Raw genomic sequence first — 26988 nt, 5'->3', positions numbered from 1 at the left:
TACATCAGGAGCATTAATTGTTCCGTATCGGACCCTATCAAATCGACAGTAAAGTTATTCTCGCGCCTATGGCCGGAGTGACTGATCGTCCTTTTCGCCAGCTCTGCCGGCAATTGGGAGCAGGCTTGGTAGTTTCGGAGATGGTCACCTCCAATTCGGAGCTGTGGGGAACACGCAAAAGTAGTCTGCGTCTGGATCACACCGGCGAAGTTGAACCCATAGCGGTACAAATTGCCGGTGGCGATCCTGAAATGATGGCGGAAGCAGCGCGTTTAAACGTTGTTAACGGCGCCCAGATTATTGATATCAATATGGGTTGCCCTGCCAAAAAAGTGTGTAAAAAAGCCGCTGGCTCAGCTTTGTTAAAAGATGAACAGTTGGTCGCCGAAATTCTGCAAGCAGTCGTCGCCGCAGTCGATGTGCCGGTAACCCTAAAGTTCCGCACTGGCTGGAGTACCGAAGAACGCAACGCTTTACGCATTGCACGCATCGCAGAAGATTCCGGCATAAGTGCCCTCGCCTTACATGGCCGAACCCGCGCTTGCGCGTTCGCTGGCGAGGCCGAGTACGACACTATTGCAGCGGTTGTGCAAGCCGTCAGTATCCCGGTGTTTTGCAACGGAGATATAGATTCAGCACGCAAAGCCAAAGCGGTATTGGATCACACCCAAGCGGCAGCGGTGATGATTGGTCGTGCAGCTCAAGGACGCCCGTGGATTTTCCGCGAAATTGAGCACTTCCTGGCTACAGGAAACGAATTACCCGAACCTTCTCTTCATGAAGTAAGAGAAATTTTAAGCAGCCATCTGCGCGAACTGTACTGTTTCTACGGTGAATTTATGGGGCCGCGAATCGCTCGCAAACATGCGAGTTGGTATTTGCAAACTGTGCCCGATAGCGAATTATTTCGCAGAGAGTTCAACAAACTGGAAACGGCTCAAGCGCAACAAGATAGCGTACAACGTTTTTTTGAGCAGCTGATAAAGAAAGAGGAAAAAGCCGCATGAACACTGCAACTTTTATTACCCAACCTGTTAACACCAACAACGCGCAAAATTTGAATCAAACTGCGCAGCAGCAATCTTTGCGTGCATGTGTTGAACAAGCGATGGAAAATTATTTCAAACATTTAGACGGTCAATCTGTTAGCGATGTTTACGAAATGGTAATGGCGGAAGTCGAAGCTCCAATGCTCGAAATCGTGTTGAAATACACTCGCCACAACCAAACTCGCGCAGCACAAGTATTGGGTTTGAACCGTGGTACTCTGCGTAAAAAGTTAAAGCAATACGGCTTACTGTAATTACCGCAGGCGACTAATTTCGCCACACATAAAAAAGGGGTGGCAATTCGTTTCCACCCCTTTTTATTTTCCGAAAACAATATTCAAACATTAAGAGTTAAGTACCCAGAATTTTGTATAACACCCACAGAATCTTGCGTACTTATCTTTAAATTTTTTTCTTTTGTCCAGGAGACTCTCGCATGAGCAACGCAACTGATCTTGTAGCGGTAAAACGCGCGCTGATTAGCGTTTCAGATAAAACCGGTATCGTAGAATTTGCGCAAGCGCTTAACGCGCAAGGCGTAGAAATTCTTTCAACCGGCGGCACTTTTAAATTACTCACTGAAAACAAGATCCCTGCGATTGAAGTCTCTGACTACACCGGCTTTCCGGAAATGATGGATGGCCGCGTAAAAACCCTTCATCCAAAAATTCACGGCGGTATTCTCGCACGTCGCGGCGTTGATAACGCTGTAATGCAAGAACACGGCATCAACAATATCGATATGGTAGTTGTGAACCTTTACCCCTTCGAAAAAACCGTCGCCAATAAAGATTGTTCATTGGAAGACGCCGTAGAAAATATTGATATCGGCGGCCCAACCATGGTTCGTGCTGCAGCCAAAAACCATGCGCATGTAAACATTGTTGTTAATGCATCTGACTACGCAAAAATTTTGGCTGAACTTTCAGCAAACAACGGTTGCACCTCTTACAAAACCCGTTTTGATCTAGCCATTAAAGCTTACGAGCATACCGCTGCTTATGACGGCGCCATCGCCAATTATTTTGGTCGCATGGTAGAAGGCGGCAGTGCAGATTTCCCACGCACCTTCAATACCCAATTTATCAAAGCACAAGAAATGCGCTACGGTGAAAACCCACACCAAAAAGCGGCTTTCTACGTAGAAAAAAATCCGCAAGAAGTTGGCATTGCCTCTGCAAAACAATTGCAAGGCAAAGAACTTTCTTACAACAACGTTGCTGATACTGACGCAGCATTGGAAACTGTTAAATCATTTGATGAACCAGCATGCGTAATTGTTAAACACGCCAACCCATGCGGTGTTGCTGTAGCAGAATCGATTAAACACGCTTACGACTTGGCTTACTCTACCGATAGCGAATCAGCGTTCGGCGGCATCATCGCCTTCAACCGCGAGTTGGATGCAGAAACTGCAAAAGCGATTGTTGAACGTCAATTCGTTGAAGTCATTATTGCACCAAGCGTTTCTGCTGAAGCGATTGAAGTTGTAAAAGCAAAACAAAACGTGCGCCTGCTCGCTACTGGTGAGTGGAGCAAAGTTCGTGTGAAAGGTTTGGATTACAAACGTGTTAATGGCGGTTTATTAGTGCAAGATCGCGATGACGGAATCATCACCGAAAGTGATTTGAAAATCGTAACCAAGCGCGCACCAACTCCTGCAGAAATTCAGGATTTGTTATTCGCGTGGAAAGTTGCCAAGTTCGTTAAATCCAACGCAATCATTTATGCAAAACACAAACACACAATCGGTGTTGGCGCAGGCCAAATGAGCCGCGTAAATTCTGCACGTATCGCTGCAATTAAAGCTGAACACGCAGGGTTGCAAGTTGCTGGCTCCGTAATGGCTTCTGATGCATTCTTCCCCTTCCGCGATGGTATTGATAACGCGGCAAAAGTTGGCATTGCAGCAGTAATCCAACCAGGTGGATCAATGCGCGATGAAGAAGTAATTGCCGCAGCAGATGAACATGGCATGGCGATGGTGTTTACTGGCATGCGTCACTTCCGTCACTAATTTTAATTAACCGCTCAACTCGCTGATATCGCGAGCAGAGAAAGTAAAAGCAGATTAAATTTATGAACGTATTAATTATTGGTAGCGGTGGCCGTGAACACGCCCTCGCGTGGAAAGCAGCACAAAGCAAACAAGTTGAAAAAGTTTTTGTTGCACCAGGGAACGCTGGCACAGCATTGGAAAATAACGTTGAAAACGTTGCGATAGATATTCTGGATTTTCCAAAGCTCGCTGAATTTGTACAAAATAATGGCGTGGGCTTAACCATCGTTGGTCCAGAGGTTCCATTAGTTGCTGGCGTGGTTGATTATTTTAATGAGCGCAACCTGCCCTGCTTCGGCCCAACCAAAGGTGCAGCGCAATTAGAAGGCTCTAAAGCTTTCACCAAAGATTTTTTAGCTCGCCACAAAATTCCAACGGCTGATTATCAAAACTTCACCGAAGTTGAACCAGCACTCGCTTACCTTCGCGAAAAAGGCGCACCTATTGTTATCAAAGCCGACGGCCTTGCTGCCGGTAAAGGCGTAATCGTTGCTGAAACTTTACAACAAGCCGAAGACGCCGTGCGCGATATGCTTTCTGGCAACGCATTCGGTGATGCGGGTTGCCGCGTTGTCATCGAAGAATTCCTAGCCGGTGAAGAAGCAAGTTTTATTGTTATGGTTGATGGCAAAAATGTATTGCCAATGGCTACCAGCCAGGACCATAAACGCGTTGGCGATGGCGACACAGGCCCTAACACTGGCGGTATGGGCGCATACTCCCCTGCACCTGTTGTTACTGCTGCCGTTCATGATCATGTCATGAAACACATTATTCGCCCTACTGTGGATGGCATGGCGGCAGAAGGAAATACCTACACAGGATTTTTATACGCCGGTTTGATGATTAGTGAAGCAGGTTTGCCAAAAGTAATTGAATACAATTGCCGTTTTGGTGACCCGGAAACCCAACCTATCATGCTGCGCTTGCAATCCGACTTGGTTGAGCTTTGCCTAGCTGCCTTAAAAGGCAACCTGGATCAAGTTACTGCAGAATGGGATTCACGCGCATCAATCGGTGTTGTTCTTGCGGCGGGCGGTTACCCGGATGCTTACAACAAAGGTGATGTGATTTCTGGCTTGCCAACAACTGAAATTGCAGGCCAAAAAGTGTTCCATGCTGGTACCGCATCAAAAGACGGTAATACGGTTACCAATGGTGGTCGCGTGCTTTGTGCAACTGCTTTAGGCAACACAGTATTGGAAGCTCAGCAAACCGCCTACCAACTTGCAAAAAAAATCAGCTGGAGCGGTATGTTCTATCGTAATGATATTGCTTACCGTGCCATTGCTCGTGAACAAGCTAAATAACACTTTTAGATTCACTCCCTCGACAGATAGCCCGCAAGAGTAAAGCAAAGTACAGAACTTAATCCTGTATTGAGCTTTGCTTCTTACGGGCTTTTTGCTTTTTGAGCGCAAAATATTACGTTTATCACCTTTTAATATTTTTATAATACAAAAGTATTAATGACGTTCATTTTGTGTAATTATCCTGCTCGGTTGAAGCCTACAGGCATTAACCAAAAATCGGCAAACACACCGGCTTTAAAGCCGGAGACCAGGATTTCAGGAGACTAATAATTATGATCAAACCTCATTTCAGCCGCTTAGCCGGCGCATTAACGTTGGGTCTTGCTGCGATAGGCTGCAGTTTGACAATGCCTGTGCTCGCACAGAACGATGTCATGACCCCCATTGCAATTCCGGCACAACCAAGCGCTATTGAACTTGGCACAGGCCCACTACCAGGTGCAACCGCTAAAGAATCCTGGCATAGCCAGTACGGCAGCGTGTTCGCGCGCAACGTAACCGTGGCAACCTTAACCCCTTTCTTCCCGGCGACGGGCAAAGCGTCTGGCGCGGCTGTCATAGTTGCACCTGGTGGCGGCTTCCGTACGCTTTCAATGAATAATGAAGGTTGGGATGTTGCAAAGGCGCTTGCTGACAAAGGTGTAGCGGCATTCGTTCTTAAATATCGCCTTAAGCAAACACCGGCAGATATGGCTGATTTTGAAAAGTCTATGGCCGAAATGTTCTCTGGCGCAGCCCGCGCTAATCGCCCTCTCGCACAGCAGGATCCAGCAGTTGAATTTGCACCGCAAATTGCTGACGCTCGTGCTGCTTTCGCGTTGATTCGTAAGCGCGCCAAAGAATGGCAAATTGATGCAGATCGCATAGGTATGGTCGGCTTCTCTGCCGGCGCTATGCTTACCATTTCAACCACGCTTTACGGTAAGGATGCGAAACCTGCTTTTATCGGCGATATCTACGGTCCTTTAACTAAAGTCGAAGTTCCTGCAGATGCACCGCCATTGTTTATTGGCTTGGCAGCAGATGATCCATTCTTTGCGAATGCAGGTTACGGTTTGATTGATAGCTGGCGCGAAGCCAAACGTCCGGTGGAATTCCATTTGTTTGAACAAGGTGGGCACGGCTTTGGTATGTATCCAAAAACAACCACTAGCACCGGCTGGTTCGACAGCTTTGTTCGCTGGTTAGATATGCACGGCTATTTGAAACCGAAAAAATAAGTTTTAATTTTTAAGAAAAAAAGGCGATACATTTCTGTATCGCCTTTTTTTATTTCACAGTTTTATTCAATCGTAAATTACCAATTCCAGCTAACGCCCAACTTAACAGTGCGAGTTGGTCCGGCGAGACTGTCATTATGTTTACCAAAGTTGTCTGGTAAATTTTCACCAGCACCACCAAACCAGCTTTCGTACCCGTCGTAGTTGAAACTGTTAAACAGATTCAGCACATCCAAACGTACAGTCATACTGCTATCTGTTATCCAACCACCGGTTGAAATATTTTTGCTGAAAGCAATATCCAATTGTTTGTAGATAAAGCTTTCATCAGGTGTAAAAGTGTCAAACTTACAGGCAGTCCAACCAACGCGACAATCAGTTCCGTAGAAGTAACGATCTGTTTGCAAATTCAATTTTGCAGAAAAATCTATATCAAGAGGTAAGCCAACAATTGTTGTTACTACCAAACGATGATTGGGCACTTTGTTGGCTGGATGCATTCCATAATCATTCAATGTTGGATAATCCAGTGCAAAAACTTCACCCGACTCGCGATTGGTTGTTGGATCTGTGTAGGTGTAAGCCAAGGCAAATCCCCAATTAGATTCTGCTTTGGGCCTTTCCAATTTCAAATAAAAAGAATTGGCTTTTGTTTCAATTCCATTGTCACCGATGATGGTTGCACCAAAGCCTGGAATACCAAACCCCCAAGGTGCGCCCCAAGTAGTTCCGGGAGCAAAGAAACTACCATCATCGCGACGGTTTGCCAAACGCCATGCAAAACCATCCTTACTCACAATGCGCGAGATACTCACCTCACCATTCCAATTTTCGTTGAGGCTACCACGCAAACCTAAACTGTATTGATCGGAGTAAGGAGTTTTCAAATTATTGTTCACCATAAACACTTCGCGTCCAGCACCCTTGTTGCCCGTTTGCAACTGGGTTAGACCGTCACGCGTCAAGTATTTAGGATCCCACGCAACACATGCATCAGGCGCACAGGGATGCGATGGATCAGCAGTGATGAATAAGGCTTCATAAGCCGGGAAAGTCGCTTTCGTAGTTTCGAGCTGCAAATTATCAAACAGGTTTCTATCAAATGCGCGACCAACGCCACCAAACAAGGTCATGTCATGCTCGTCATTAAATTTGTAACTGAAACCTATACGTGGTTGCCAGGCATTTTTAAATGAATTGCGATTATTTCCGGTGCTGACGTAATCATTGATATCCAAATCAGATTTGCCAATACCTACCCACTTAGTAATTCCTTCCACAACATCAGTTGGGGTTTTGTAATCGAGGAAGCTATCTGATTCTTCATAATCCCAACGTAAACCCGCGTTGACAGTAAGATTATCGGTAGCAGTCCATTCATCCTGAATATAAATACCCAACTGCATGTTGTCGCCTTTTGCAGTGCCATCGCCAATACCAGTTAGCGGCGCACCCCACCTTACTTTGAAGGGCACACTCGCATTGCGATCATATTGCAGGTTGTATTCGTATTGCGGATTATAGGGTTGTTGCTCTTTTGCATGTAGCTCAATCGATTTATATTTTATGCCAGTTTTGATGCTGTGACCTTGAATGGCAAGATAAGTAAAATCTTCTTGCAATCCCCAACCTGATTGACCTTTATCTTGAAAATCGGGGCCACCTCCCACGTTTAAAATAGCCTGGCCGCCACCGTTTGAATACTTAAATCCATTACCCATCGAATGCGGGCGAGGACTCCAGGTATTTTCCTCATACAACAAATGCGCATCGTTAATCCAATCGTCTGTACGCCAGTTGTGACTTAAATCAATGCGGGTCTCATCGTTCTTTTTGTCAGTTCCGTATGACAGAGCGTTTCTCTCTCCTATTCCAGTTAATTCTGTTTCTTTGCGAATTTTTGCAGTTAGCTCAAGTTTTTGTTCGTCCGAAACTAAGTAGCTCAACTTCCCGAAATACAAATCCTCTTTAAAATCTGCTGAGCGACCTCCGGTCTGCGCTTGTAATGCAGAAGGTAAATCAGCAACCGTAGCACCACCTCCGGGAATAACATCTTTGGGATCTGCATTATTTTTTCCTTCATAAGCGAAGAAAAAATGCATTTTATCTTGAATGATAGGACCACCCACATTAAAGCCAAATTGCTTTTGGTTACTCTCTACTTTTTCGTTATTATTTTTTTCTTCACTGGGTCGTGGCTTGCGCATACCTTCGTCGGTGTAATCAAAAAATAGCCCGCCATGGAATTCATTCGAACCTGACTTGGTTACAGCTACAATTGCCGCACTGCTCAATTGATCATATTCGGCAGAATAGTTTTGGGTGATAACTTTATATTCACCAATTGCAGATTGTGGAAATGGATTACCGCGGCTTGAATCTTGCCCCGTTACGCCACCACGCAACACATAGTTCTTTTGACCAACACCATCAATGAATACGTTGATTGCATCCGGGCTTTGCGCACCGCCTTTAATACTCGTACTACCATCGGTGCCCTGATTAAATTGCACGCCCGGTGCCAAATCCGCAAAGGCTAAAAAGTTACGCGTGTTTTGTGGCAGCTTATTAATTTGCTCAAGCGAAACGTTAGTGCCGATCTCGCCACCGCTACTTTTAATTTTAAGCTGCGAGCCAACAATTAAAATTTCTTCTGCTTTATCAGCATTGGTTAGTGGCTTATCTATTTCGAAATCAAGCGCTACTGATTGACCAACTTTTAATACCACTGGCTCAGGTGCTTTACCTGCAGCAGCTTCCAAGAATATTTGATAATTACCGGGAGCAAGCCCCTTGAATGAGTAAGTACCATCTTTTTGCGTAAGTGCGCGGAAGGTATAACCGTTATCAACATTTTTGGCGATAACTTCAATGCCAGGTTGCGGCTGAAGATGTGAGGCAATCATACCTTGCACACTTGCGCTACCAATTTGCGCTGAGGCCGTGTGTGCGAGTAGAGATAAGCTGAAAGCGCCAATAAAAGAGGTTAGGATTTTTTTTGTAAATTGAATTTGATGTTTTTTGCTGTTCATAGCTTTTCCTTTTTAGTTTGTTATCAAATTAAATCAGCGGCTTGCTCAACCCTACTGATAGCCAGCCTTAATGATTCTAACGGATTATTTGATAGATAAGAAATTTTTGGGGAGCTGCTTCTTTTAGTAACAGTTAAATTACCAAACAAAAGATAAATCAGAAAAATTTGGCGCAATAATCGTTATTCGTCAAATATGAGAAATGATTTTTTAAATACAGAGGGATTTAAAACACGTTTGGTCAGACGACTTCTGTCGTCTCCAAGGCGACAACAATTTTTTCGCCATCCCAAATATATTCATAGTGGGTTGTTTGAATAACATCTTTTATCACGCTGGGAGAAAGCAACGCGTAGCATGTTTTATTTTCCAAACGAACAGAAGAATAAACAACGCCCTCGTCTTTATTACGCTTCAAGCTCGCACCCAATTGTTGTGCCGCTGTGTAATTATCTTTGTCATACCAGGGATTATTTTTAAATTGGTCGCCACGAATATCGCACAGACTTGCAGAGAATTGCGTTTTTAAGCAACGCATGGACAACCGATCAAACTTTAATCCGATAACACCTGAAAAATAATTTTGCTGATGATGACGAGTTTCAGCGATGGCTGTTTGCACATCTTCTGCGGCGTAATAAACACCAAAGTCTCCATTAGAAAAACGTGAGCCTGCGGGATTTAAATGAACAAAAGGGCCCAAAGCATAATTGCAGCCGCGAATACCGTAGGGACGCTCTTCAGCAGGCACGCGATTCAAATTGCCAAGCTCGTTGCGAATGCGCGGATTCGTAAGCTCTTGTATAGCAAAAATTATTTCGAATTCTTCGTGATTAGCAACGTCATCAAATAAAGATTTAGGAGGATACTTACTGGGAATTAAACGATAAGCCGTTTGGTTAAGAAAATTAACATGAGGAATTGCATTGATATCCATTAGCGCATCTTCCTCACATCAACTAGGCGAATTGCCCATCGCGTACAGCATCTAAATGGCGATGTACTTCATAAAGCGCACTCATTAAACCTGAGCTTAAAATCTCCATAGGAGCTTTGCCGTTAAAAAAGCTATTTTTGTTGGGCATCCGCAAAAAGCCGTATTGGTTCTCAGGGTTTTCAAAAAGAATGCGCAACACGGCGTGGATATTCAATAAGTAGCTAATGCGCTCCAGCAAATCAGGGGAGAGACGCGCACTAGCAGGAGCGGCTTGGTATTTATGCAAGGTAGAGCGCCCTATTCCAAGCAAGGCCATCTTTTCCTTCTCTGAACATGCCCATTTGTCCATGATGTTCAGCACTGTGCCTACCGCTGCTTGTGCCGCGTTGGCAGGCAATGTTTGGGTTACAGCAATCATATGTACCTCTAGGAATCCAAGCCTCAATCAAGTATGGAACACTTAAATCCATATTAGTACATTTTTTTATATATTGTCTATATGTGATCAATAATTAAGAACTTAATATCTTAGTAACTATTTCGGCACCGGGCACTTGGGCAGCTACAAGCATCATAATAATAAGGATAAACGCGAGGGCCACTCCCAAATACCAAAGCAGCGAAAACCAAATACCGTAGGTTTTTAGCGGGACTAAATCAGCTGCAACAGGCACCGACCAGTTAGCAATGATGTCGACGACCCCAATAACAATGAAAAAACATAGAAAGTAGAAACCAAGCACCCAGGCCCCATAAAGACAAACCGCTGAAGAGACGAGTAAGGCCAAAAATGCCAAGCGGTTGCGGCGGGAAAACACCAGAGCCTTAACAACTTGTCCACCATCCAAAGGAAGTATGGGAAAAAGGTTTACCAAATTAAGAAATGCACTGATCGCAGCAACCAGACCACAAAAATGACTATTGGTAGCTAGATAAATGAGGAAGAAAACCAATGTCATGATCAAGCCGTATACCGGGCCCATCATGGAGATATATAAAGATTCCCACTGGGTACGAGCCTTATCACCTATGGCGATTCCGCCCATAAAAGGGATCAAATAGAAGCCTTTGGTCGCAATACCAAACTTTTTCATGGCTCGCACATGGCCATATTCATGAAACATAAGCACGGCAACCAAAGCTAGCGCAAACTCGACCGTGAACAACACACTGTAAACAGCGGCTGAAGCCCCCACCAAAGCCAGCTTTATTACCTTGGCACTTTTAAACAACTTAAGTGCAATGCCTACCAGCACAAACCCACTGGCCTTTTTAGCGGCTGCTGGGGGCGCCTCACTAATAGTGGCATTGCTAGCAACCAAAGCCTTGGCTTGCTCACTTAACTCAGCCTCACCCACTATGGTTTCCGCATCCTTAAGTTGGAGCTGGTATTTTACCGCCTCAGGATTAACAGCGAACTGCAGCTGGAATTGCCCCAAATGCTCATCCTCAGCTAAATGAGTTCCTGCAGGGTCGCCCAAAGGCTTAACCGACATAACCGTACCATCTACGACCAAACGCTCTAACTTCAAATCAAAATCCAGCTCTAAAGCGAAGCGACGCTCGCGAGCGGTAAACGAAAACAGTTCCATAAAGTACTCACACATTAAATCAGCATTAATCACACGCAGGCTTTACAATAGCGCCCATTATGCCCTGTAAACAAAAGGTTAAACATGCTTAACATTGGTCAAATGAATCGCTTGCGAGTGATTAAACAAGTCGATTTTGGTCTTTTCCTGGATGGCGATAAATACGGCAATATTTTACTGCCTAAACGTTATGTTCCCTCCAGCGCAAAAATTGGCGATGAACTTGATGTATTTATTTATCTCGATTCCGATGACTGCATAATCGCAACAACCCTGACTCCAAAAGTGATGGTTGGTCAATGCGCACATTTGGAAGTAAAAGACGTTAATGCTGTAGGCGCTTTTTTGGACTGGGGCTTACCGAAAGATTTGCTAGTGCCTTACAACGAACAGCTAAAGCCTATGGAAGCAGGTAATAGTTATGTCGTAACTGTTTATTTGGATCAACACACATCGCGTATAACTGCATCATCACGCTTAAGCCATCACCTGGAAGAACGCGCGAGCGGATTAAAAGTACAACAAGAAGTCAATTTAATTATTTGCGGCCGCACGGACTTAGGTTTCAAAGCTGTTATCAATCACACCCATTTAGGTTTAATTTTCCGCGATAACTCTCCACGCACTTTGCTCTACGGTGAAAAGCTTAAAGGGTACATAAAAGAAATCCGGCCGGATCGCAAAATCGGTTTGAGCTTGCAACCCGTAAACAGCAAAGTACGCGATGAGCTTACCGATGTTATTTTAAACTTCCTAAAAGAAAACGGCGGAGTATCAACCCTTACCGATAAAAGCGAGCCAGAAGAAATTTACGCGCAATACAAAGTTAGCAAAGGCATTTATAAAAATGCGCTGAGCAAGCTCTATAAAGAAAGAAAAATTCTGATCACGAAAGAAAAAATTACATTAGTTTAATTTCTCAACAGAGAAAGGGGGAATGCACAATGCATTTACCCTTTCTTTGCTTACCACACCCCGCATATCCGAACACCAAGCCTTCAGCGCAATCCGTTTATATAGCCCCTCACCCGAATCTTTACACTTCTAAAACTTGCATCTACGTAAACCTTCGTATAAATTACTACGAAGATCTACGTAAATAGCAACAATAGGAGCCCTTATGGCAAACCCAACCCCAGCCGAACTGGAAATATTGCGCATTATCTGGAGCCTTGGTGAAGCCAAAGTCCAGGCAGTGAATGATGAACTCTGCAAAACAAAACCTGTGGGTTATACGACAACTCTAAAAACCATGCAGATCATGGAGCAGAAAGGATTATTGGGAAGAAAAAAAGATGGCAAAAGCCACATTTATTTCCCCACTGCTGAGCAACAAGACACCCAAACAACAATGCTCAACCGCCTACTCCACTCTGCATTTGGTGGATCAAAATCGAAACTGGTGATGCAGCTGTTAGGAAGTGAAAAAATTTCCAAGCAGGAACTAAAAGACATTAAAGACTTTTTAGCAGAAATGGAGAGTAAAAAATGAATACTTTAGCCAAGCTAGTAAGCTCCGAATTTATCTATGCAATTGGTTGGACGCTGATTCATTCGCTCTGGCAGTGCAGCCTGATCGCACTCTGCGTCGTTAGTAGTTATGCATTCACAAAAAAATCTCGTGCCAGTACACGTTACTGGATAAGTGTTGTGGGTTTAGTGAGTTGTATCTTTGCGAGCTTGGCTACCTTCTACACCAACCTGCAGGATAAGGTTAGCGTCGTTATAGCTGAAAATAATTTCTTAAATAGCACAGTTGCTGTCGCTCATGAGCCCTACAAACAAACCCTATCAGGCTTTATTAACGCGCACATTAATCAAATCGTATTTTGCTGGTTAATCGGGTTTTGCTTATATATTTGTAAATATCTGGCTGATTTTTTCTATTGCCAACGAATTAAAAACCATAAAAACAATCAAGCAAGTGAACAATGGTTAACTGCCTTCAATGAACTGAAAAATAACCTTGGTATTACACAACCGGTGCAGCTACGTATTTCAGATATTGTCGACATTCCCTGCATCATAGGTCATTTCAAACCTGTCGTACTTTTACCTGCAAGCCTTCTAACAGGTTTATCTAGCAAACAGGTGGAAGTCATTTTGCTTCATGAACTAGGCCATGTTCGCAGGAATGACTATCTCATTAGCAGTTTGCAAACCATTGTGACATCCCTTTATTTCTTTAATCCATTTGTTCGCTGGATATCCTCCAAAATGGATGAAGAACGTGAAAACGCTTGCGACGATATAGCCATATCCGTCTGTGGCGACCCACTTTTTTATGCACATACACTTAAGGAGTTTGCGGAAATGAAAAATAGCAACACATTAGTATTAGCAATAGCAGGTCATAAGAATTTATTGTTAAATCGTATTACACGGCTGTTTGTACGCGATGTAAGTTTTACCAAAACCTATGGGAAAACATTCACTGCTATAACATTATTCCTCTTGTGTGCTGGATTTTCTGTAACAGGATACTCTACAGAAGATAGAAGTAGCACTAGCGATATTAAAATTCGAACCAAAAATCAACCCGATGTTTATGCAAACGCAATTCCACTCAGCATCCCCAAAGAGTCCATCGCAACAGGGTATTTAGGAGAATGCACTGCCCCCTATTCAGTAGACGAAAAGGGAAAAGGTTTCGATATTACAGTCAATTGTACAAATGGTAAGCCAGAAGCCAAAGTATTTCTCGAAAAGCAGATAACAACAGCGATTCAAAATGCACAATTTCCAATCAAAACAGAAAACGGAAAAGCAGTAACAGTAAAAGGAAGAGAATTGAGAGTGAGGTTGGATTTACGTCATCCGGAAAAGCCAATTGATGGCGAAGCCACTGCCAGTAAATAACTTCACCAAATAAAAAAACCTGCGCCTTTTTACATGATGGCGCAGGTTTGAAAAATTACTTAGCGTTTTACACGCAACACATCAGTAGAATTACGCCAAACTCTTACTCACCACCTCAAATACATCCTTCGACAAATCAGGTTCGGCCATAATGCGCTCCAACTGTGTTTTCATAAGTAGTTGACGAGCTGGAGCATATTTTTTCCATTTTGTCAGTGGCGTTAGCAAACGCGATGCTATTTGTGGATTTTGTTTATTCAATACAATAATTTTATCGGCAAGAAATTTGTAACCCTCGCCTTCTGCATCATGGAAATTAATTGCATTGTTATTGCAGAAAGCGGAAACCAATGCGCGAATCTTATTGGGGTTCTTACTATCGTATGCGTTATGGACTTCCAAGGCTTTAACTCTTGCCAAGGTATTTGGAAGGCGACAAGTTGCTTGTACTGTTAGCCATTGATTAACCACCAGCGATTCAGCCTGCCATTTTTCATAGAAATGAGCCAAAGCATTCCCTGAAAGGCTTTGTGCCAGTTCTGCTTTTGCATTCACCAATTGTGTTAAGGCAGCCATCACATCGGTCATATTGTTTGCAGTTAAATACTGCCGCTCGCAACTACGAATAATGTCTTCATCATCTAACAACATCAAATATTCTAAAGCTACGTTTTTCAAGCTACGCGCTGCAATAGCATCTGCAGTTACTGCGTAGGCTTGTTGATGATCATAGCCGTTATAAACACGATCAAATTCACTACGCAATTCATGTGCAATAGTTTTTCGCACAAGCGCACGACTGTAATGAATAGCTTCCACATCAACGATATCGGCAAGTTCGCTGATATAAGCCTCAGACGGCAAGGTCAACATATAAGCAACCATCGCCTGGTCCAGGCTTTCATCTTGCAAAACACTACGTAAAGCTTCAATCAAGCGAGAATCTATACTGGCAGCATTAATATTCTCACCGCGTTGGTAAACAGTAATAACATCATTGATAACTTGCAGTGCCAATTGCTGGCTTGCGTCCCAACGATTGAAGCCGTCGCTATCACGACTCATCAACAACATTAAATCTTCACGCGAATAATCGTAATGTAATTTCACTGGTGCAGAGAAACCGCGCAACAACGAAGGAACAGGCTTTTCCTGCACGCGCGTGAACACAAAGGTTTGTTCTTGCTGAGTCAGCTCAATAACTTTATGAGTGTTATCGCCTGTTTCAAAATCTGGCTCTGCATCTTTTAAATAAAGCGGTAAATCACCGGCGCTACCCAGTAAACCCATAGCAACAGGAATATGGAACGGAAGCTTTTGTTGGCATTCTGGCGTAGGCGGACAAGATTGTTTGATATGCAATGAATACTCTTGCGTATCTTCATTGTATTCATCAGTCACTTGTAAACGCGGTGTGCCCGCTTGCGAATACCAACGCTTAAATTGGGTTAAATCTTTACCTGATGCATCTGCCAAGGCAGCCACAAAATCTTCTGTAGTAACGGCTTGACCATCGTGGCGATCAAAATATAAATCTGTTCCTTTGCGAAAATTTTCTTTACCTAAAAGATTCGCCAACATACGAACAATCTCTGCCCCTTTTTCATAAATAGTCAGGGTATAGAAGTTAGAAATTTCGATATAGGATTCTGGGCGAATTGGGTGCGCCATGGGACCAGCATCTTCTGCAAATTGCAAGGTACGCAACAAACTGACATCTTCAACACGTTTTACCGTATGAGAACCCATATCGGCAGAAAATTCTGAATCGCGATAAACCGTAAAACCTTCTTTTAAACTTAGCTGGAACCAATCGCGGCAAGTTACACGGTTGCCGCTCCAGTTATGGAAATATTCGTGTGCAACTACGCCTTCAACACGTTGGAAGCCAACATCCGTTGTTGTTTCTGGTTTGGCCAATACGCAAGAGGTATTGAAAATATTTAAACCTTTGTTTTCCATTGCGCCCATATTGAAATCGTCAACGGCTACGATCATAAAAATATCGAGATCATATTCACGACCATAGACCTCTTCATCCCAGCGCATGGAATTTTTTAGCGATGTCATAGCGTGATCGCATTTATCCAAATCCTTTGGCTCTACATAAATCTTCAAGGTGACTTCACGTTGCGAACAGGTTGTAAAGCTATCTTCGATATGTGCGAGATCACCTGCCACCAATGCAAATAAGTATGCAGGTTTTTTAAAGGGATCATGCCAGGTCGCAAAGTGACGATTGTTATCCAAATCACCCTGGCCAACCAAATTGCCATTAGATAAAAGTACAGGGAATTTCTTATCCGCCACTACTGTGGTGGTAAATTCACTCATTACATCCGGGCGATCCAGATAATAGGTAATCTTGCGGAAACCTTCTGCTTCGCATTGGGTGCAGTACATGGTTCGCGATTTATATAAACCTTCCAACGATGTATTTTTTTCCGGAAATATCTTGGTCACGCAGGTTAGCAAAAATTGTGCGGGAGTATTTTTTATGGTTAAGCTTTCTTCTCCAAACTCATAGGCATTCGCAGCCAGCTCCTTACCATCAATTGCTAAAGAAATAAGTTCGAGATCTGTACCGTGTAACTTTAATTGCGATGCTGCTTGTGCAGCAGGATTTTCTCGCAAAGATAAATTGGATGTGACCAAGGTATAGCCATCATAAATATCCACATGCAATTCTGTTTTTGCAATTAGATAATCAGGTACCTTGTAGTCTTTCAAATAAATAGCTTGTGGTTGCTGTTCGGCTTGTAATTGCTGGGAAGCTGACATAGGTATTCCTTAATTTGATAAATTACTCAACCCACTTAATAGGCTTTTCTTGCTCAGCATGATCGTGTTCATGACCATCCTCATCACCACAATATGTGTGAGGCTCTGGCGGTATATAACCGGTATGTTCTTCTGGCGGTAAATGTTTGTGCTCATAGGCAATAACAGCTTGCATACACAGCTGGCGCTGCTCGCTTGATAATTTATTTCCATCTGCCCATTTACCTAGCTCAACAGCTGTTTTTAAATTTTGGTAAATTTCGGGGGTAATGCTATTTAATAACTTATGTAAATCCATCGCGAGATCTCTTTATACTTGTATTTAGACTTTAGCTGGTGCAGGCTTAACGGTAATCCATGCGTAGGCGCAACCTACGAATAGACCTCCCAAATGCGCCGCATTAGCGACTCCACCGCCGATAAAAGAATCAAGCACCCCGGTCACACATAGAATTAACCAAAACAACGCAAACGCCAATTCACCAGGGTGTAAAGCAGTTAATCTATGGGGCGCAATTTTATGGCTTATCATAATAAAACCAATAAACGCATAGACAACGCCGGAAATACCACCAAAAAAAATGTTAGGGTGCCATAAAAATTGTGCAAGATTAGACAATATTGCACTCACGATAAAAAATAATAGGTAATTGATTTTACCGAGTAATAACTCAAGACGACCACCTAAATCCCAACTACCTAAAACATTAAAGAAAATGTGCATAAAACTAAAGTGCAAAAAGGTAGGCGTAATTAGTCGCCAAGGTTGGCCCGCATTAAATATTTCTTGAAAAGATGGGATATTGGATTGATACGCATCTTGATAACTTAAATATCGTACTAGCAAGTGTTGCGAATCAAAAACGATCAGTAAGTATCCAACAATACTACACAAAATCAAGATCACTGTAACAGGTACTGCTTTGAGTTGCTGACGAAAAGTTGGTGATTGTTTGTCGTCGATATGAGCGGTTTCAGCGTCATCTAATTCATTACATTGAAGAATCAAAGTACCGCGCTCAAGTTCTTGAAGAAGGCGTGCAATTGCCCCTACCATCCTGGGGTCATCTGTTGCGATAATTTGCTCACCAGCTTCTTCATAAATACGATGCGCTATCTTACATTGAGCTAAATAGCCTGAAATATGCGAAAGATCTGTTTCGAGCGAAAACTTTTTAACAACAATCCAATTCACAATAATCTCACTGAATCAAAAGTATTCGTCAGGGATCAACATATTCCCATACAAATTTTTTAGGCTGGAGCTGTTGCTCACCATCCATTCTGTAAGCAACTAAACGCCCGTATTTTACCGCACTGTAGTCCAAACAGGCGATATTATTTGTAATGGGTTTAGGCTGCCCTTTGAGCCAATAATGACCTACAAACAAAGGCGGCTCATCCAGCCCATAGCGCACCATATTTGCACGGTGATCTTTTGAGATAGGTAAGGCAGCAATTTCATCCGGAATGGGATCGGGCTGAAAAAGTAAATCGCCATAGGTTTGCGCTTTTTCAGCCCAGAATTTGGTGCGAAAGGTGCTGCGCACGTGGCCATCCTGGGTGACAACCTTAACACCCTCCGGTAGCGGAAATACCACACCGCGGGTCAGCAATTGAATAACATTGGATTCAGGAGTGTGAGTATAAATACTTTGGTGTAGAAAATTTTCATCGAAATGTCCGTCACCAAAAACAGCTTTGTGTTGCGCAATCACCTGATGATCCCAGCAAGCGTGTACAACGCGAAAACAATTATTGTGTTGCGCGCCACCAAATTCCATAAAGAGTGGAATTGTCCGAAACCACTTGAGCATTTCTTTCCACTCTTCTGGATAGTGCGCGTATTGCTCAAGCGTTTCAGCGATTAAACGTGTATTTGCAAAATTGTGCGGTCGCAAATATTCAATAGTATTGGTAATTGGATTTTTTGCTTTGGTGCAATAGGTAAGCGCATTGTATTCGTGATTGCCGAGCACAATATGTGCATTTCCCTTTTGCACCATTGCATGCACTAGCAACAAGGCTTCGCGAATATGGGGGCCGCGATCAACAATATCACCTAAGAAAATAACACGACGTTTGGCATGTTGATAAACGCCCTGAACTTTTTTGTAACCCAGTTTTTGCAACAATCGTTCAAGAGTAATTGCACAGCCATGAACATCACCAATCAGATCGTAACCTTCAACGGGCGGCAATGATTCATGAGCGTACAAATGAGCCATAAATTAGTTATCGAGCAGATGACCGCCCCACCCTAACTTGGTGCGACAGCGTTCGTAAAAATTGTATTCAGCGGGATGTAAAAGTTTTAATAGATCCGGTTTTTTGGAAATATGAATTTCATCACCCATAGTCATTTCAAAATGATTATGACCATCGCATGAAATCATTGGAATTGCGCGGCTGTGCTCGCCAACGCGAATCATAATATGGCTATCACCCGCAACCACCATTGGGCGGCTGCTGAGCGTGTGCGGATTCATAGGCACCAATGCAATTGCATCTAATTTTGGATGTAAGAGTGGACCACCACCACTTAAAGAATAGGCTGTTGAACCCGTCGGCGTTGAAACAATAATTCCGTCTGATGACTGAGTCGTTACAAAATATCCGTCAACATAAATTTCATATTGCAACATATGAACAAATTGACCAGGGTGTAAGACAACTTCATTTAGGGCCTCACCTGTTGCAACAGTTTCGCCTAAATGTTTAATGGACATGTCCAACAAAAAACGTTCTTCAAGCGTGTACTTGCCCGATAAAACTTCGTCTACTTTTATTTCAATATCTTCTGGCATGATGTCGGTTAAAAAACCCAGGCGGCCACGATTTACTCCCAATAAAGGAACATTATGTTTCGCCAATGCGCGCGCTCCGCGTAACAAACTGCCATCGCCACCGACAACAATGACCAAATCACAAAGCTCGCCCATTTCATCGACATCCACAACTTTGTGTGCAGCATGAAACATAGGGTCATCCACCAGCAAGCCAGCAGTTTCTTGCTCCAACACAAAATCCACGTTGCGCTTTTGTAAAAAACTAATCAGGCGCTTAAGTGAATAAGTAGCGCGTTCATTATGAAGGTGGCCAATAAGGCCAATTACTGAGAAGGAAGCCATTGTTTCTCTCATGTTGTTATTTATTTGAATTGCCCAAGGGCAAAATCCGTCTCAGATGGCACAGTGCACGGTTAAAGCATACGACATTGGACAGACTGATTGGAGTAGAACCATTATAGCCATAAGAACAGTATTAAACCCAGAATCACAGATCCTACCTGACAGGGTATTACAAAGTTTGACTTCGCCAAGCTTGCTTGTGACGACAAAAGGGGTTAAAAAGCGCTGACTTAATCTTAATTAACAAGGGAATCAAAATGAAGGCTAATAATATTTTACAAACCATTGGTAACACACCACACGTTCGTATTAATAATTTATTTCGCAAAGACATTGAAGTCTGGATGAAAGTTGAGCGCTTTAATCCCGGCAGCAGTATTAAAGACCGTATTGCATTAGCAATGATTGAGGATGCAGAAGCCAAGGGTTTACTTAAGCCAGGAACTGTTATTGTAGAACCAACATCTGGCAATACCGGAATTGGTTTGGCGCTTATTTGCGCCGTTAAAGGCTACCGTTTGATTTTGACCATGCCTGATTCCATGTCGATTGAGCGCCGCAAAATAATGAAAGCCTACGGTGCAGAATTGGTATTAACACCAAAAGAATTAGGTATGGGCGGCTGCATTGCTAAAGCGAATGAAATTGCAGCTGAACACTCAAACTCCTGGATTCCCCAGCAATTTACCAATGAGGCAAACGCAGAAGTTCATCGCAACACTACTGCACAAGAAATTTTGGCTGATTTTCCAGAAGGCGTGGATTATTTAGTGACTGGTGTAGGCACTGGCGGTCACATTACTGGTTGCAGCGAAGTTCTAAAACGCCAATTTCCAAACCTGAAAACCTTTGCAGTAGAACCAGCCAAATCACCCGTTATTAGCGGTGGTGAAAAAGGTCCGCATAGAATTCAAGGTATTGGTGCAGGTTTTATTCCGCAAGTACTCAACAGAGCTACATTGGATGGAACTATTTTAGTCAGCGAAGAAGATTCATTCGAAATGGCTCGTCAAAGCGCCCTAAAAGAAGGCATTTTTGTGGGGATTTCTTCCGGCGCAGCCTTGGCCGCACTTGCACAAAAGCAAGATGAAATTCCCGCTGGTAGCCGAGTCATCGTTTTCAGTTACGACACCGGTGAACGTTACCTATCAATTGAAGATTTATTTTAAGTTTTGTTTTAAGTCATGCGCAGTGGCTCGATGAGCCACTGTTACCCCGCTATTTCGCTTCCCATCAAAAAGCCTTCTATACTCATCTTTACCAGTAAAAATAAACGATGAGTTAGCCATGCCCTCATATTCGGATCGGTCAAGCCAGGGAAACAATTTTACTTCTGCCCAAACATCACGGCGGGAGGCTAGCGATCTCTATGGCCAAAAAGAATTCTATATCTACCAAAGCGCGATTGAAAAAATGCAGGCCAATGATGATCAATTGCCAAGCCTGCCCATCATCACATTGGAAATTCGTAAAGCGACCAGCAACCCCAACGTCAACCTTAACCATTTAAGTTCGCTGATTACCAAAGATCCTAGCCTCACTGCTATTTTAATGAAACATGCAAGCAGCGTTTTTTATCGCAGCATAGACAAACCGAAAAATTTGCAGGATGTGATTAACCGTTTGGGCTTGGGTGCAATTGAAAACCTGACACTCTCGCACAGCATTAAAAGTCTGTTCGTGTTGCGTAACCATCAATTAAAAACTCTCTATAAACAAGCTTGGCAAAGACAAACTTTAAAAGCCTGTATGAGCTATCACTTGGCCAGAACACTTCATTTTCCAAATCCAGAAGATGCAATAGTTGCAAGCTTGTTAAGTGAGGTCGGAACCTTGGCTTTGCTATCTGCATTGCAAGATTATGATGCGCCCGCAGCTCCAACTTATAAAATTCTTTGCCAGCACTACAGCAAACATTTGGGCGCGATATTATTAGCCAAGTGGGGAGTTTCACCGGTATTTATGGATGTTTTGCGTAAAACCGGAGCCTGGACCCAGGACACGGGTAGAGTGTTGGAGTTAGTGGACATTATTAATTTAGGGTTGTTTCACACCATCCATTATTTACAACCGCAAAATGATTTGATGCCGCTGCAAGAAATGGCAGCGTTTAAAAAATTAAATCCGCAATACGCAATGCTTAAACATCAACGGCTTTCGATTATTGAAGAAAACATGGGCGATATTTTAAAACTGCAAAAAAGTTTTGAATAAAGCTGAATTTCAGGTAATAAAAAAGGGGATTTTAAAATCCCCTTTTTTATTTGAGCTATTCGCTAATTTTATTCTGCTGCAACAACCACAACAGATTTAGCAGGCAACTTAACACTCAGTTTGCCATCTTTAGCAGATGCGCTAAATGGAGCTGGTTTAATCGCATCAGGTTTTTCAAAGGTGTTATGGGCATCCATTAATTGCGATGTTAGAACACGGCCTTTTGCACCCGATACTTTTGTACCCGCAACATTCACAGTGACTTCTACCGCTTCTTTGGGATTGGTATTTACCAAAGCAACATAGACTTTACCGTCTTTACCACGCGCCGCAGAAGCATTCACACCAGGAACACTAACGTCACCCAAGGTGTAGGTAGTGTTGTGGGTAATGTTCGTTGGCAATGAGGTTGCATCCTGGAATGGTTTGTACAAATCAAACGCATAGTAAGTTGGAGTCAAAATCATTTTGTCGTCTTTGGTTAAAATCATTGCCTGCAATACGTTAACCATTTGCGCAATATTGGTCATATGTACGCGGTCTGCATACTTATGGAAAATATTGAAGTTGGTTGCCGCAACCAGCGCGTCACGCAAGCTGTTTTGTTGATACAAGAAACCAGAGTTAGTGCCTGGCTCTACATCGTACCAAGTGCCCCATTCATCAACATAGAAGCCCACTTTTTTCTCTGGATCGTTTTTATCCAATGTCTTTTTAGCATCGGCAACAAATCCATCCATACGCAAAGTTTGCTTGAAGGTAGAAATCCACTCTTTCTCAGGGAAACCTGTTGCCAGACCTTTCACTTTCCAATCATTTGTTGGCAAGGTGTAGAAGTGGAAACTGATTGCGTCCATACGCAAGCTCCATTCGGGCTTGACGTTCGCACTCAAGTATTCGGTCCACTCTTCATGGCCTGTGGTACCACCACTTGCAATCAATTTTGGAGTGTTGTGCTTAGGCGTTTTCAGGAATGCAGCCGTTTGTTTGTAGAGGTTGGTGTAGTGTTCTGGTGTCATGTTGCCACCACAACCCCATGCCTCATTACCAATGGTGAAATAATCAACTTTGAATGGTTTATCGCGGCCGTTTTTGCGGCGCATTTCAGCCAAAGTAGACTTGCTTTCGCCAGTCATGTACTCCAACCATTCGGCCATCTCTTGTGGTGAACCTGTACCCAGGTTGCCGTTGATATAAGTATCGGCACCTAACATTTCTGCCAGGTCAAAAAACTCGTGAGTACCTACAGCGTTGCTTTCTTCTACACCACCCCAGTTGGTATTTACTTTAACCGGGCGTTGATCGCGTGGGCCAATGCCTTCACGCCAATGATATTCATCTGCAAAACAGCCACCAGGCCAACGAACCAGAGGTACTTTTAAACTCTTGAGCGCACCAACAACATCGTTACGCCAGCCTCTGGTGTTTGGGATTTTAGAGTCGGTGCCCACCCAAAGGCCGCCATAAATGCCGGCGCCAAGGTGTTCCGCAAATTGACCGTAAACGTTTTTATTAATAACAGGGCCCGGCTTTTGTGCGTCTACTGTTATTTCAACTTTATCGGCAGCAAACGCGCTTGCCGCAACTAAACCAATGCCTGCGACTGCCAAGCGCAAATTGAGTTTTACCATAGGAAATACCTCTTAGGATTCTTGTTATTGCCTGTGACCCGCTCGATCATAGCAGCGCTAATCATACCTGCTAAAATATTATTGTCATACAAGTTAACAGAAATTTACTGACAAATAAGTAAAAAAATGTGTAGATTCCAGTTTCAAATGAAATTTTGTCCAGTGGCGTGAAACTGGATGGTGTCTGTAATTTTAATAACTTGTAAACATCGAGATTATGTTTGGAACCTGGGATTCCAGATAAACGGTGAATTACCTGGCTCCACACGAGGTAGAAAACTGGTCGCAACATTCGGGAGAAACGGCCGAGATCTGAGTATAGGTCATATGCATAGACTATCCAGCAGAGCTCCTCCGGTAAACTATGTATAGCGGTATGCCCGAATTTGGGTATCGAACCAAGATTGCTTTTTAATAGCCTAAACATAGCCAGCCTCTGTAAAGGCATTTAAATTTCTGTAGAGATTCCTTCGAAATATTAATTATTTATAGCACCTTTTTTACAACGTTGTAACGTATGACATCACCCATCAATGGGTTCCCCTCATGATCGGCTACGCCATCAAGCGTAATTGTGTATAAATATGAAGCTTTGATTTCTGGCAGACGAATAAATAATTCGGTTCTTTTTTTATTAAAGTCCGCACTAATAATCGGTACATTGGTTAAATCAATTTTCTCAGATCCGTAATCAGCATGGTAATTATAGGTATGTCGGGTAACAGATACTTTAGGCATGGTTTCACCAATAGCCTGATTAAATAGAATCTTAAACCCATTTGGTTGAAGTGATACTTTCTGCGCAAACAAAAATGGCTTCTTATTCCACGTTACTCGAGTTACACCTTCTCCACCGGCCCACGTTAAATGTATTTTTCCAACATATAAACTGCCGTCATTACCAAACGTTAAACGATGATTACCAATTCCCAATGCAGATTTATTCAGAAACGGGATTAGCGCGCCCTGAACAAAACCATTTACTTTTTCTGGCAAAAATCGAATTAATGTAGGCTGATTCATTTCACCGATTAGCAATTCACCTTTTGGCAGGCCAAACAGCTCCGGATACAGCGTGGTGACGGGTTGTGTTGGTGAATTAGCCAGCTCGCCTTGCGGAAAAAGTGCCGACGCAGGCGTTTGCATTTTATTCAATTCAGCTACAGGCACCTCAAGGGGATTTCTCGTCCAGCCTTTACGCCACACGAGAGACGCAGGATGCCCATAAAAACCATTTTGCTTCACATGATACAAAGGGCTTGTACCGCGCCAATCACCTTGATTGTCAGTCACCCATAATTGATCTTGTTCGTCTATACCTATTCCATCGGGTGAACGAAATCCTGATGCAAAAGGCGTTGCTTTACCCTTAGTATCTATTTTAAACACCCAGCCGCGATAAGGAACTCGCGAATACATTCGTCCTGCTTTATTGCGCAACACTTCCCAGTTTTCCTGCTTCCAATTACTCATTGTTTGCTGAGTCAAAAAGCCGATAGGAGAAAAATCACCACGTACTTCTCTAAAAACACCATTGTAATAAGAGGCAACATTTAATGAGATATATAGGTTCCCTGCGCTATCTTTTGCCGGGCCAAACGCAAATTCATGATAATTTCCCGAAACACCAAAATCATCAAATACAGTTTGATATTTTTCAGCGACGCCGTTTTTGTCATTATCAACTAGACGGGTCAGCTCGCCCCATTGCATTACATAAAGGTTTTCATCGTTTCCTTGTACTACACCGAGAGGTTCGTGCAAGCCTGATGCAAAAGTTGACCAACGTGTATTGGCAGGATCATAAATCATGACCTCACCCGAATGAAACGTTGCGACTAACTTGCCATTATTTAGCGTTGTTAAACCACCAATCTGTGGATCAAGCGAATCGGGCAAAGGAATATTTTCAACATCGTAATAATCTGACCATTGTGCTGCTGCATGCGTAGATGCGCAGAAAAGCAGATAAAACAAAATTAATAATTTTTTCATGGAAAGATCACCTGCAATTGAATTTCCTGGGTAGGTGATGCGGGAACAATAAGGCTATTGTCTTGTATGCTATGTGTTGTGCTGGTCACGGTAGCATCACCAGTGTGGTCCAGATGAATAGTCAACGGTGACTTCAAATTATCAATTTTCAAAATACGAATAAAACCGTTGAATCCCATTACAGGAACTATATGCTCATAGGTTGTGGTGACACCATATTGACAAATAAATTGCGGAGTACCGTTAATCACCTCATAACCTTTGAACTCAGGTTTATAATTTTCTGAAAGTGATAAATAGTTTTTAGCGGTCTCTCGGTAAAATATTTTATTGGTAATTTTTTCTTTGTAGTAGCCATCAAAAAAATCTGTTGTGCCCGGCCATGTATAACGCACTCGACACGAAGTGGTATCCCATGCAATACCCATACGATCAGTTAACATAACAGCAATTGAAACCGGGCTGGTTTCGGGAAGAAATATACGTTTTACATAAGGCCTGGCTTGCTCTGGCCGGTTTTTTTGTGCTGGCTTTTCATTAGCATCATCTTTTTTTATTGCTGAGCTTGGGGCGGTAATTTTCATTGCGAGAATGTAAGCATGAATTGAAAGAATATAATCCTCACTCAAATGAATCATAGCGGGCATTTGAATAGTGTCAGGATTTTTACGGCCAGGATTTTTAACCCACGCAAGAAAATCAGCAGATTTTCCAGCAGGATATTGTTCGGCAATATAATGTAAGGATGGCCCTACAGTTAACTTATCAGCGACATGACATGCCTGACAATTAATATCAAACTCTCTCTTTCCAGTAGCTTCATCAGGTTTTGCATAGCTATGCATCGATAATGATATGGTCAGCAATAGGGTTGTTTTCAAACTGTAAGGTAAATGGAACATAAGTATTCTCAACTCAGCTTTACCGCTGACTATGGTCAAAATAAAAGCTCTTACATTGGCAACTGCCGCGACTGGAAGCATCGATTATTAAACGTGGTAAAGACGCTTAGGTAACTTGACACCATCCGAAGAGTATAGCATTCTAATTTGAAATTTAGAACGTTCTAAATTTATTGCAATAAAGCACCCTAAATTAGTAGGTCTTGCAGTGCTTGATCGCAATAACCGAACGATTAAATACTTAATTATACAGAGTAAAGATTATGTATCTTT

The 26988-nt window shown here is 42.9% G+C and carries 22 protein-coding genes; 10 read left to right on the top strand and 12 right to left on the bottom strand.

What is annotated here, in order from left to right; all coding sequences use genetic code 11:
- Positions 1-17: 17 nt before the first annotated feature.
- The 5 genes from dusB to IE104_RS04940 all read left to right on the top strand — a co-directional run bounded on the left by dusB (position 18) and on the right by IE104_RS04940 (position 5641).
- Positions 18-1007, top strand: a complete 990-nt coding sequence (gene dusB / locus IE104_RS04960; protein WP_189416428.1) for a tRNA dihydrouridine synthase DusB — start codon at positions 18-20, stop codon at positions 1005-1007.
- Positions 1004-1303 carry a DNA-binding transcriptional regulator Fis gene (gene fis / locus IE104_RS04955; protein ID WP_189416427.1) on the top strand — a complete coding sequence of 100 codons (300 nt, stop codon included), beginning with the start codon at positions 1004-1006 and terminating at the stop codon, positions 1301-1303. The genes dusB and fis overlap by 4 nt, the downstream gene beginning before the upstream one ends.
- Positions 1304-1485: 182 nt before the next feature.
- Positions 1486-3066: a bifunctional phosphoribosylaminoimidazolecarboxamide formyltransferase/IMP cyclohydrolase gene (gene purH, locus IE104_RS04950; protein ID WP_189416426.1), complete on the top strand. Its 1581-nt coding sequence runs from the start codon at positions 1486-1488 to the stop codon at positions 3064-3066.
- 62 nt (positions 3067-3128) lie between these two features.
- Entirely contained in the window at positions 3129-4418 is a 1290-nt protein-coding gene (gene purD, locus IE104_RS04945) for a phosphoribosylamine--glycine ligase (RefSeq protein ID WP_189416425.1), read from the top strand.
- A 275-nt stretch (positions 4419-4693) separates the two neighbouring features.
- Positions 4694-5641, top strand: coding sequence for an alpha/beta hydrolase (locus tag IE104_RS04940; protein WP_189416424.1), 948 nt, complete (start codon positions 4694-4696; stop codon positions 5639-5641).
- Between the two features lie 77 nt (positions 5642-5718).
- On the opposite strand, the gene IE104_RS04935 is transcribed toward IE104_RS04940, so the two are convergent.
- The 4 genes from IE104_RS04935 to IE104_RS04920 all read right to left on the bottom strand — a co-directional run bounded on the left by IE104_RS04935 (position 5719) and on the right by IE104_RS04920 (position 11202).
- Positions 5719-8673 carry a TonB-dependent receptor gene (locus tag IE104_RS04935; protein WP_189416423.1) on the bottom strand — a complete coding sequence of 985 codons (2955 nt, stop codon included), beginning with the start codon at positions 8671-8673 and terminating at the stop codon, positions 5719-5721.
- 241 nt (positions 8674-8914) lie between these two features.
- Positions 8915-9610: an RES family NAD+ phosphorylase gene (locus IE104_RS04930; RefSeq protein WP_189416422.1), complete on the bottom strand. Its 696-nt coding sequence runs from the start codon at positions 9608-9610 to the stop codon at positions 8915-8917.
- Between the two features lie 22 nt (positions 9611-9632).
- Positions 9633-10028 (bottom strand): MbcA/ParS/Xre antitoxin family protein, encoded by a 396-nt coding sequence (locus IE104_RS04925; RefSeq protein WP_189416421.1) that lies wholly within the window; start codon positions 10026-10028, stop codon positions 9633-9635.
- A 94-nt stretch (positions 10029-10122) separates the two neighbouring features.
- Positions 10123-11202 (bottom strand): site-2 protease family protein, encoded by a 1080-nt coding sequence (locus IE104_RS04920; protein WP_189416420.1) that lies wholly within the window; start codon positions 11200-11202, stop codon positions 10123-10125.
- Between the two features lie 84 nt (positions 11203-11286).
- Between IE104_RS04920 and IE104_RS04915 the strand changes: the two genes are divergently transcribed.
- From IE104_RS04915 to IE104_RS04905, 3 genes are all read left to right on the top strand, one after another.
- Positions 11287-12117 (top strand): CvfB family protein, encoded by an 831-nt coding sequence (locus IE104_RS04915; protein ID WP_189416419.1) that lies wholly within the window; start codon positions 11287-11289, stop codon positions 12115-12117.
- Positions 12118-12322: 205 nt separating this feature from the next.
- Entirely contained in the window at positions 12323-12694 is a 372-nt protein-coding gene (locus IE104_RS04910; protein ID WP_189416418.1) for a BlaI/MecI/CopY family transcriptional regulator, read from the top strand.
- Complete coding sequence (locus IE104_RS04905; protein WP_189416417.1) at positions 12691-14061, top strand: M56 family metallopeptidase; 1371 nt, start codon at positions 12691-12693, stop codon at positions 14059-14061. Before IE104_RS04910 ends, IE104_RS04905 begins: the two co-directional genes overlap by 4 nt.
- A gap of 90 nt (positions 14062-14151) precedes the next feature.
- Here the strand turns inward: IE104_RS04905 and pepN are convergent, their stop codons facing one another.
- Genes pepN through IE104_RS04880 form a run of 5 tightly spaced genes read right to left on the bottom strand, consistent with a single transcriptional unit; the run spans position 14152 to position 19973 of the window.
- The gene (gene pepN / locus IE104_RS04900) at positions 14152-16842 is read right to left on the bottom strand and encodes an aminopeptidase N (protein ID WP_189416416.1); all 2691 of its coding nucleotides are present in this window, start codon (positions 16840-16842) and stop codon (positions 14152-14154) included.
- A 22-nt stretch (positions 16843-16864) separates the two neighbouring features.
- Positions 16865-17140, bottom strand: a complete 276-nt coding sequence (locus IE104_RS04895; RefSeq protein ID WP_189416415.1) for a YeaC family protein — start codon at positions 17138-17140, stop codon at positions 16865-16867.
- Positions 17141-17164: 24 nt separating this feature from the next.
- On the bottom strand, positions 17165-18037 hold the full coding sequence (locus IE104_RS04890; RefSeq protein WP_189416414.1) for a rhomboid family intramembrane serine protease: 873 nt from the start codon (positions 18035-18037) through the stop codon (positions 17165-17167).
- Positions 18038-18065: 28 nt separating this feature from the next.
- On the bottom strand, positions 18066-19070 hold the full coding sequence (locus IE104_RS04885; RefSeq protein ID WP_189416413.1) for a metallophosphoesterase: 1005 nt from the start codon (positions 19068-19070) through the stop codon (positions 18066-18068).
- Positions 19071-19073: 3 nt separating this feature from the next.
- On the bottom strand, positions 19074-19973 hold the full coding sequence (locus tag IE104_RS04880; protein WP_189416412.1) for an NAD(+) kinase: 900 nt from the start codon (positions 19971-19973) through the stop codon (positions 19074-19076).
- 257 nt (positions 19974-20230) lie between these two features.
- On the opposite strand from IE104_RS04880, the gene cysK reads away from it, so the two are divergent.
- Both cysK and IE104_RS04870 read left to right on the top strand, forming a co-directional pair.
- Positions 20231-21142 carry a cysteine synthase A gene (cysK, locus tag IE104_RS04875; RefSeq protein WP_189416411.1) on the top strand — a complete coding sequence of 304 codons (912 nt, stop codon included), beginning with the start codon at positions 20231-20233 and terminating at the stop codon, positions 21140-21142.
- A 118-nt stretch (positions 21143-21260) separates the two neighbouring features.
- Complete coding sequence (locus IE104_RS04870; protein ID WP_189416410.1) at positions 21261-22187, top strand: HDOD domain-containing protein; 927 nt, start codon at positions 21261-21263, stop codon at positions 22185-22187.
- Between the two features lie 68 nt (positions 22188-22255).
- On the opposite strand, the gene IE104_RS04865 is transcribed toward IE104_RS04870, so the two are convergent.
- The 3 genes from IE104_RS04865 to IE104_RS04855 all read right to left on the bottom strand — a co-directional run bounded on the left by IE104_RS04865 (position 22256) and on the right by IE104_RS04855 (position 26754).
- A complete protein-coding gene (locus tag IE104_RS04865; RefSeq protein WP_189416409.1) occupies positions 22256-23818 on the bottom strand; it encodes an alpha-N-arabinofuranosidase in 1563 nt (520 codons plus the stop codon).
- Between the two features lie 486 nt (positions 23819-24304).
- The gene (locus IE104_RS04860) at positions 24305-25813 is read right to left on the bottom strand and encodes a PQQ-dependent sugar dehydrogenase family protein (protein ID WP_189416408.1); all 1509 of its coding nucleotides are present in this window, start codon (positions 25811-25813) and stop codon (positions 24305-24307) included.
- Positions 25810-26754: a c-type cytochrome gene (locus IE104_RS04855; protein ID WP_189416407.1), complete on the bottom strand. Its 945-nt coding sequence runs from the start codon at positions 26752-26754 to the stop codon at positions 25810-25812. Before IE104_RS04855 ends, IE104_RS04860 begins: the two co-directional genes overlap by 4 nt.
- Positions 26755-26988: the final 234 nt, after the last annotated feature.

The organism is Cellvibrio zantedeschiae, assembly GCF_014652535.1.
GTDB classification, from domain to species: Bacteria; Pseudomonadota; Gammaproteobacteria; order Pseudomonadales; family Cellvibrionaceae; genus Cellvibrio; species Cellvibrio zantedeschiae.
The sequence above is the reverse complement of the archived record's forward strand: the minus strand, read 5'-3'. Positions and strand labels throughout refer to the sequence as shown.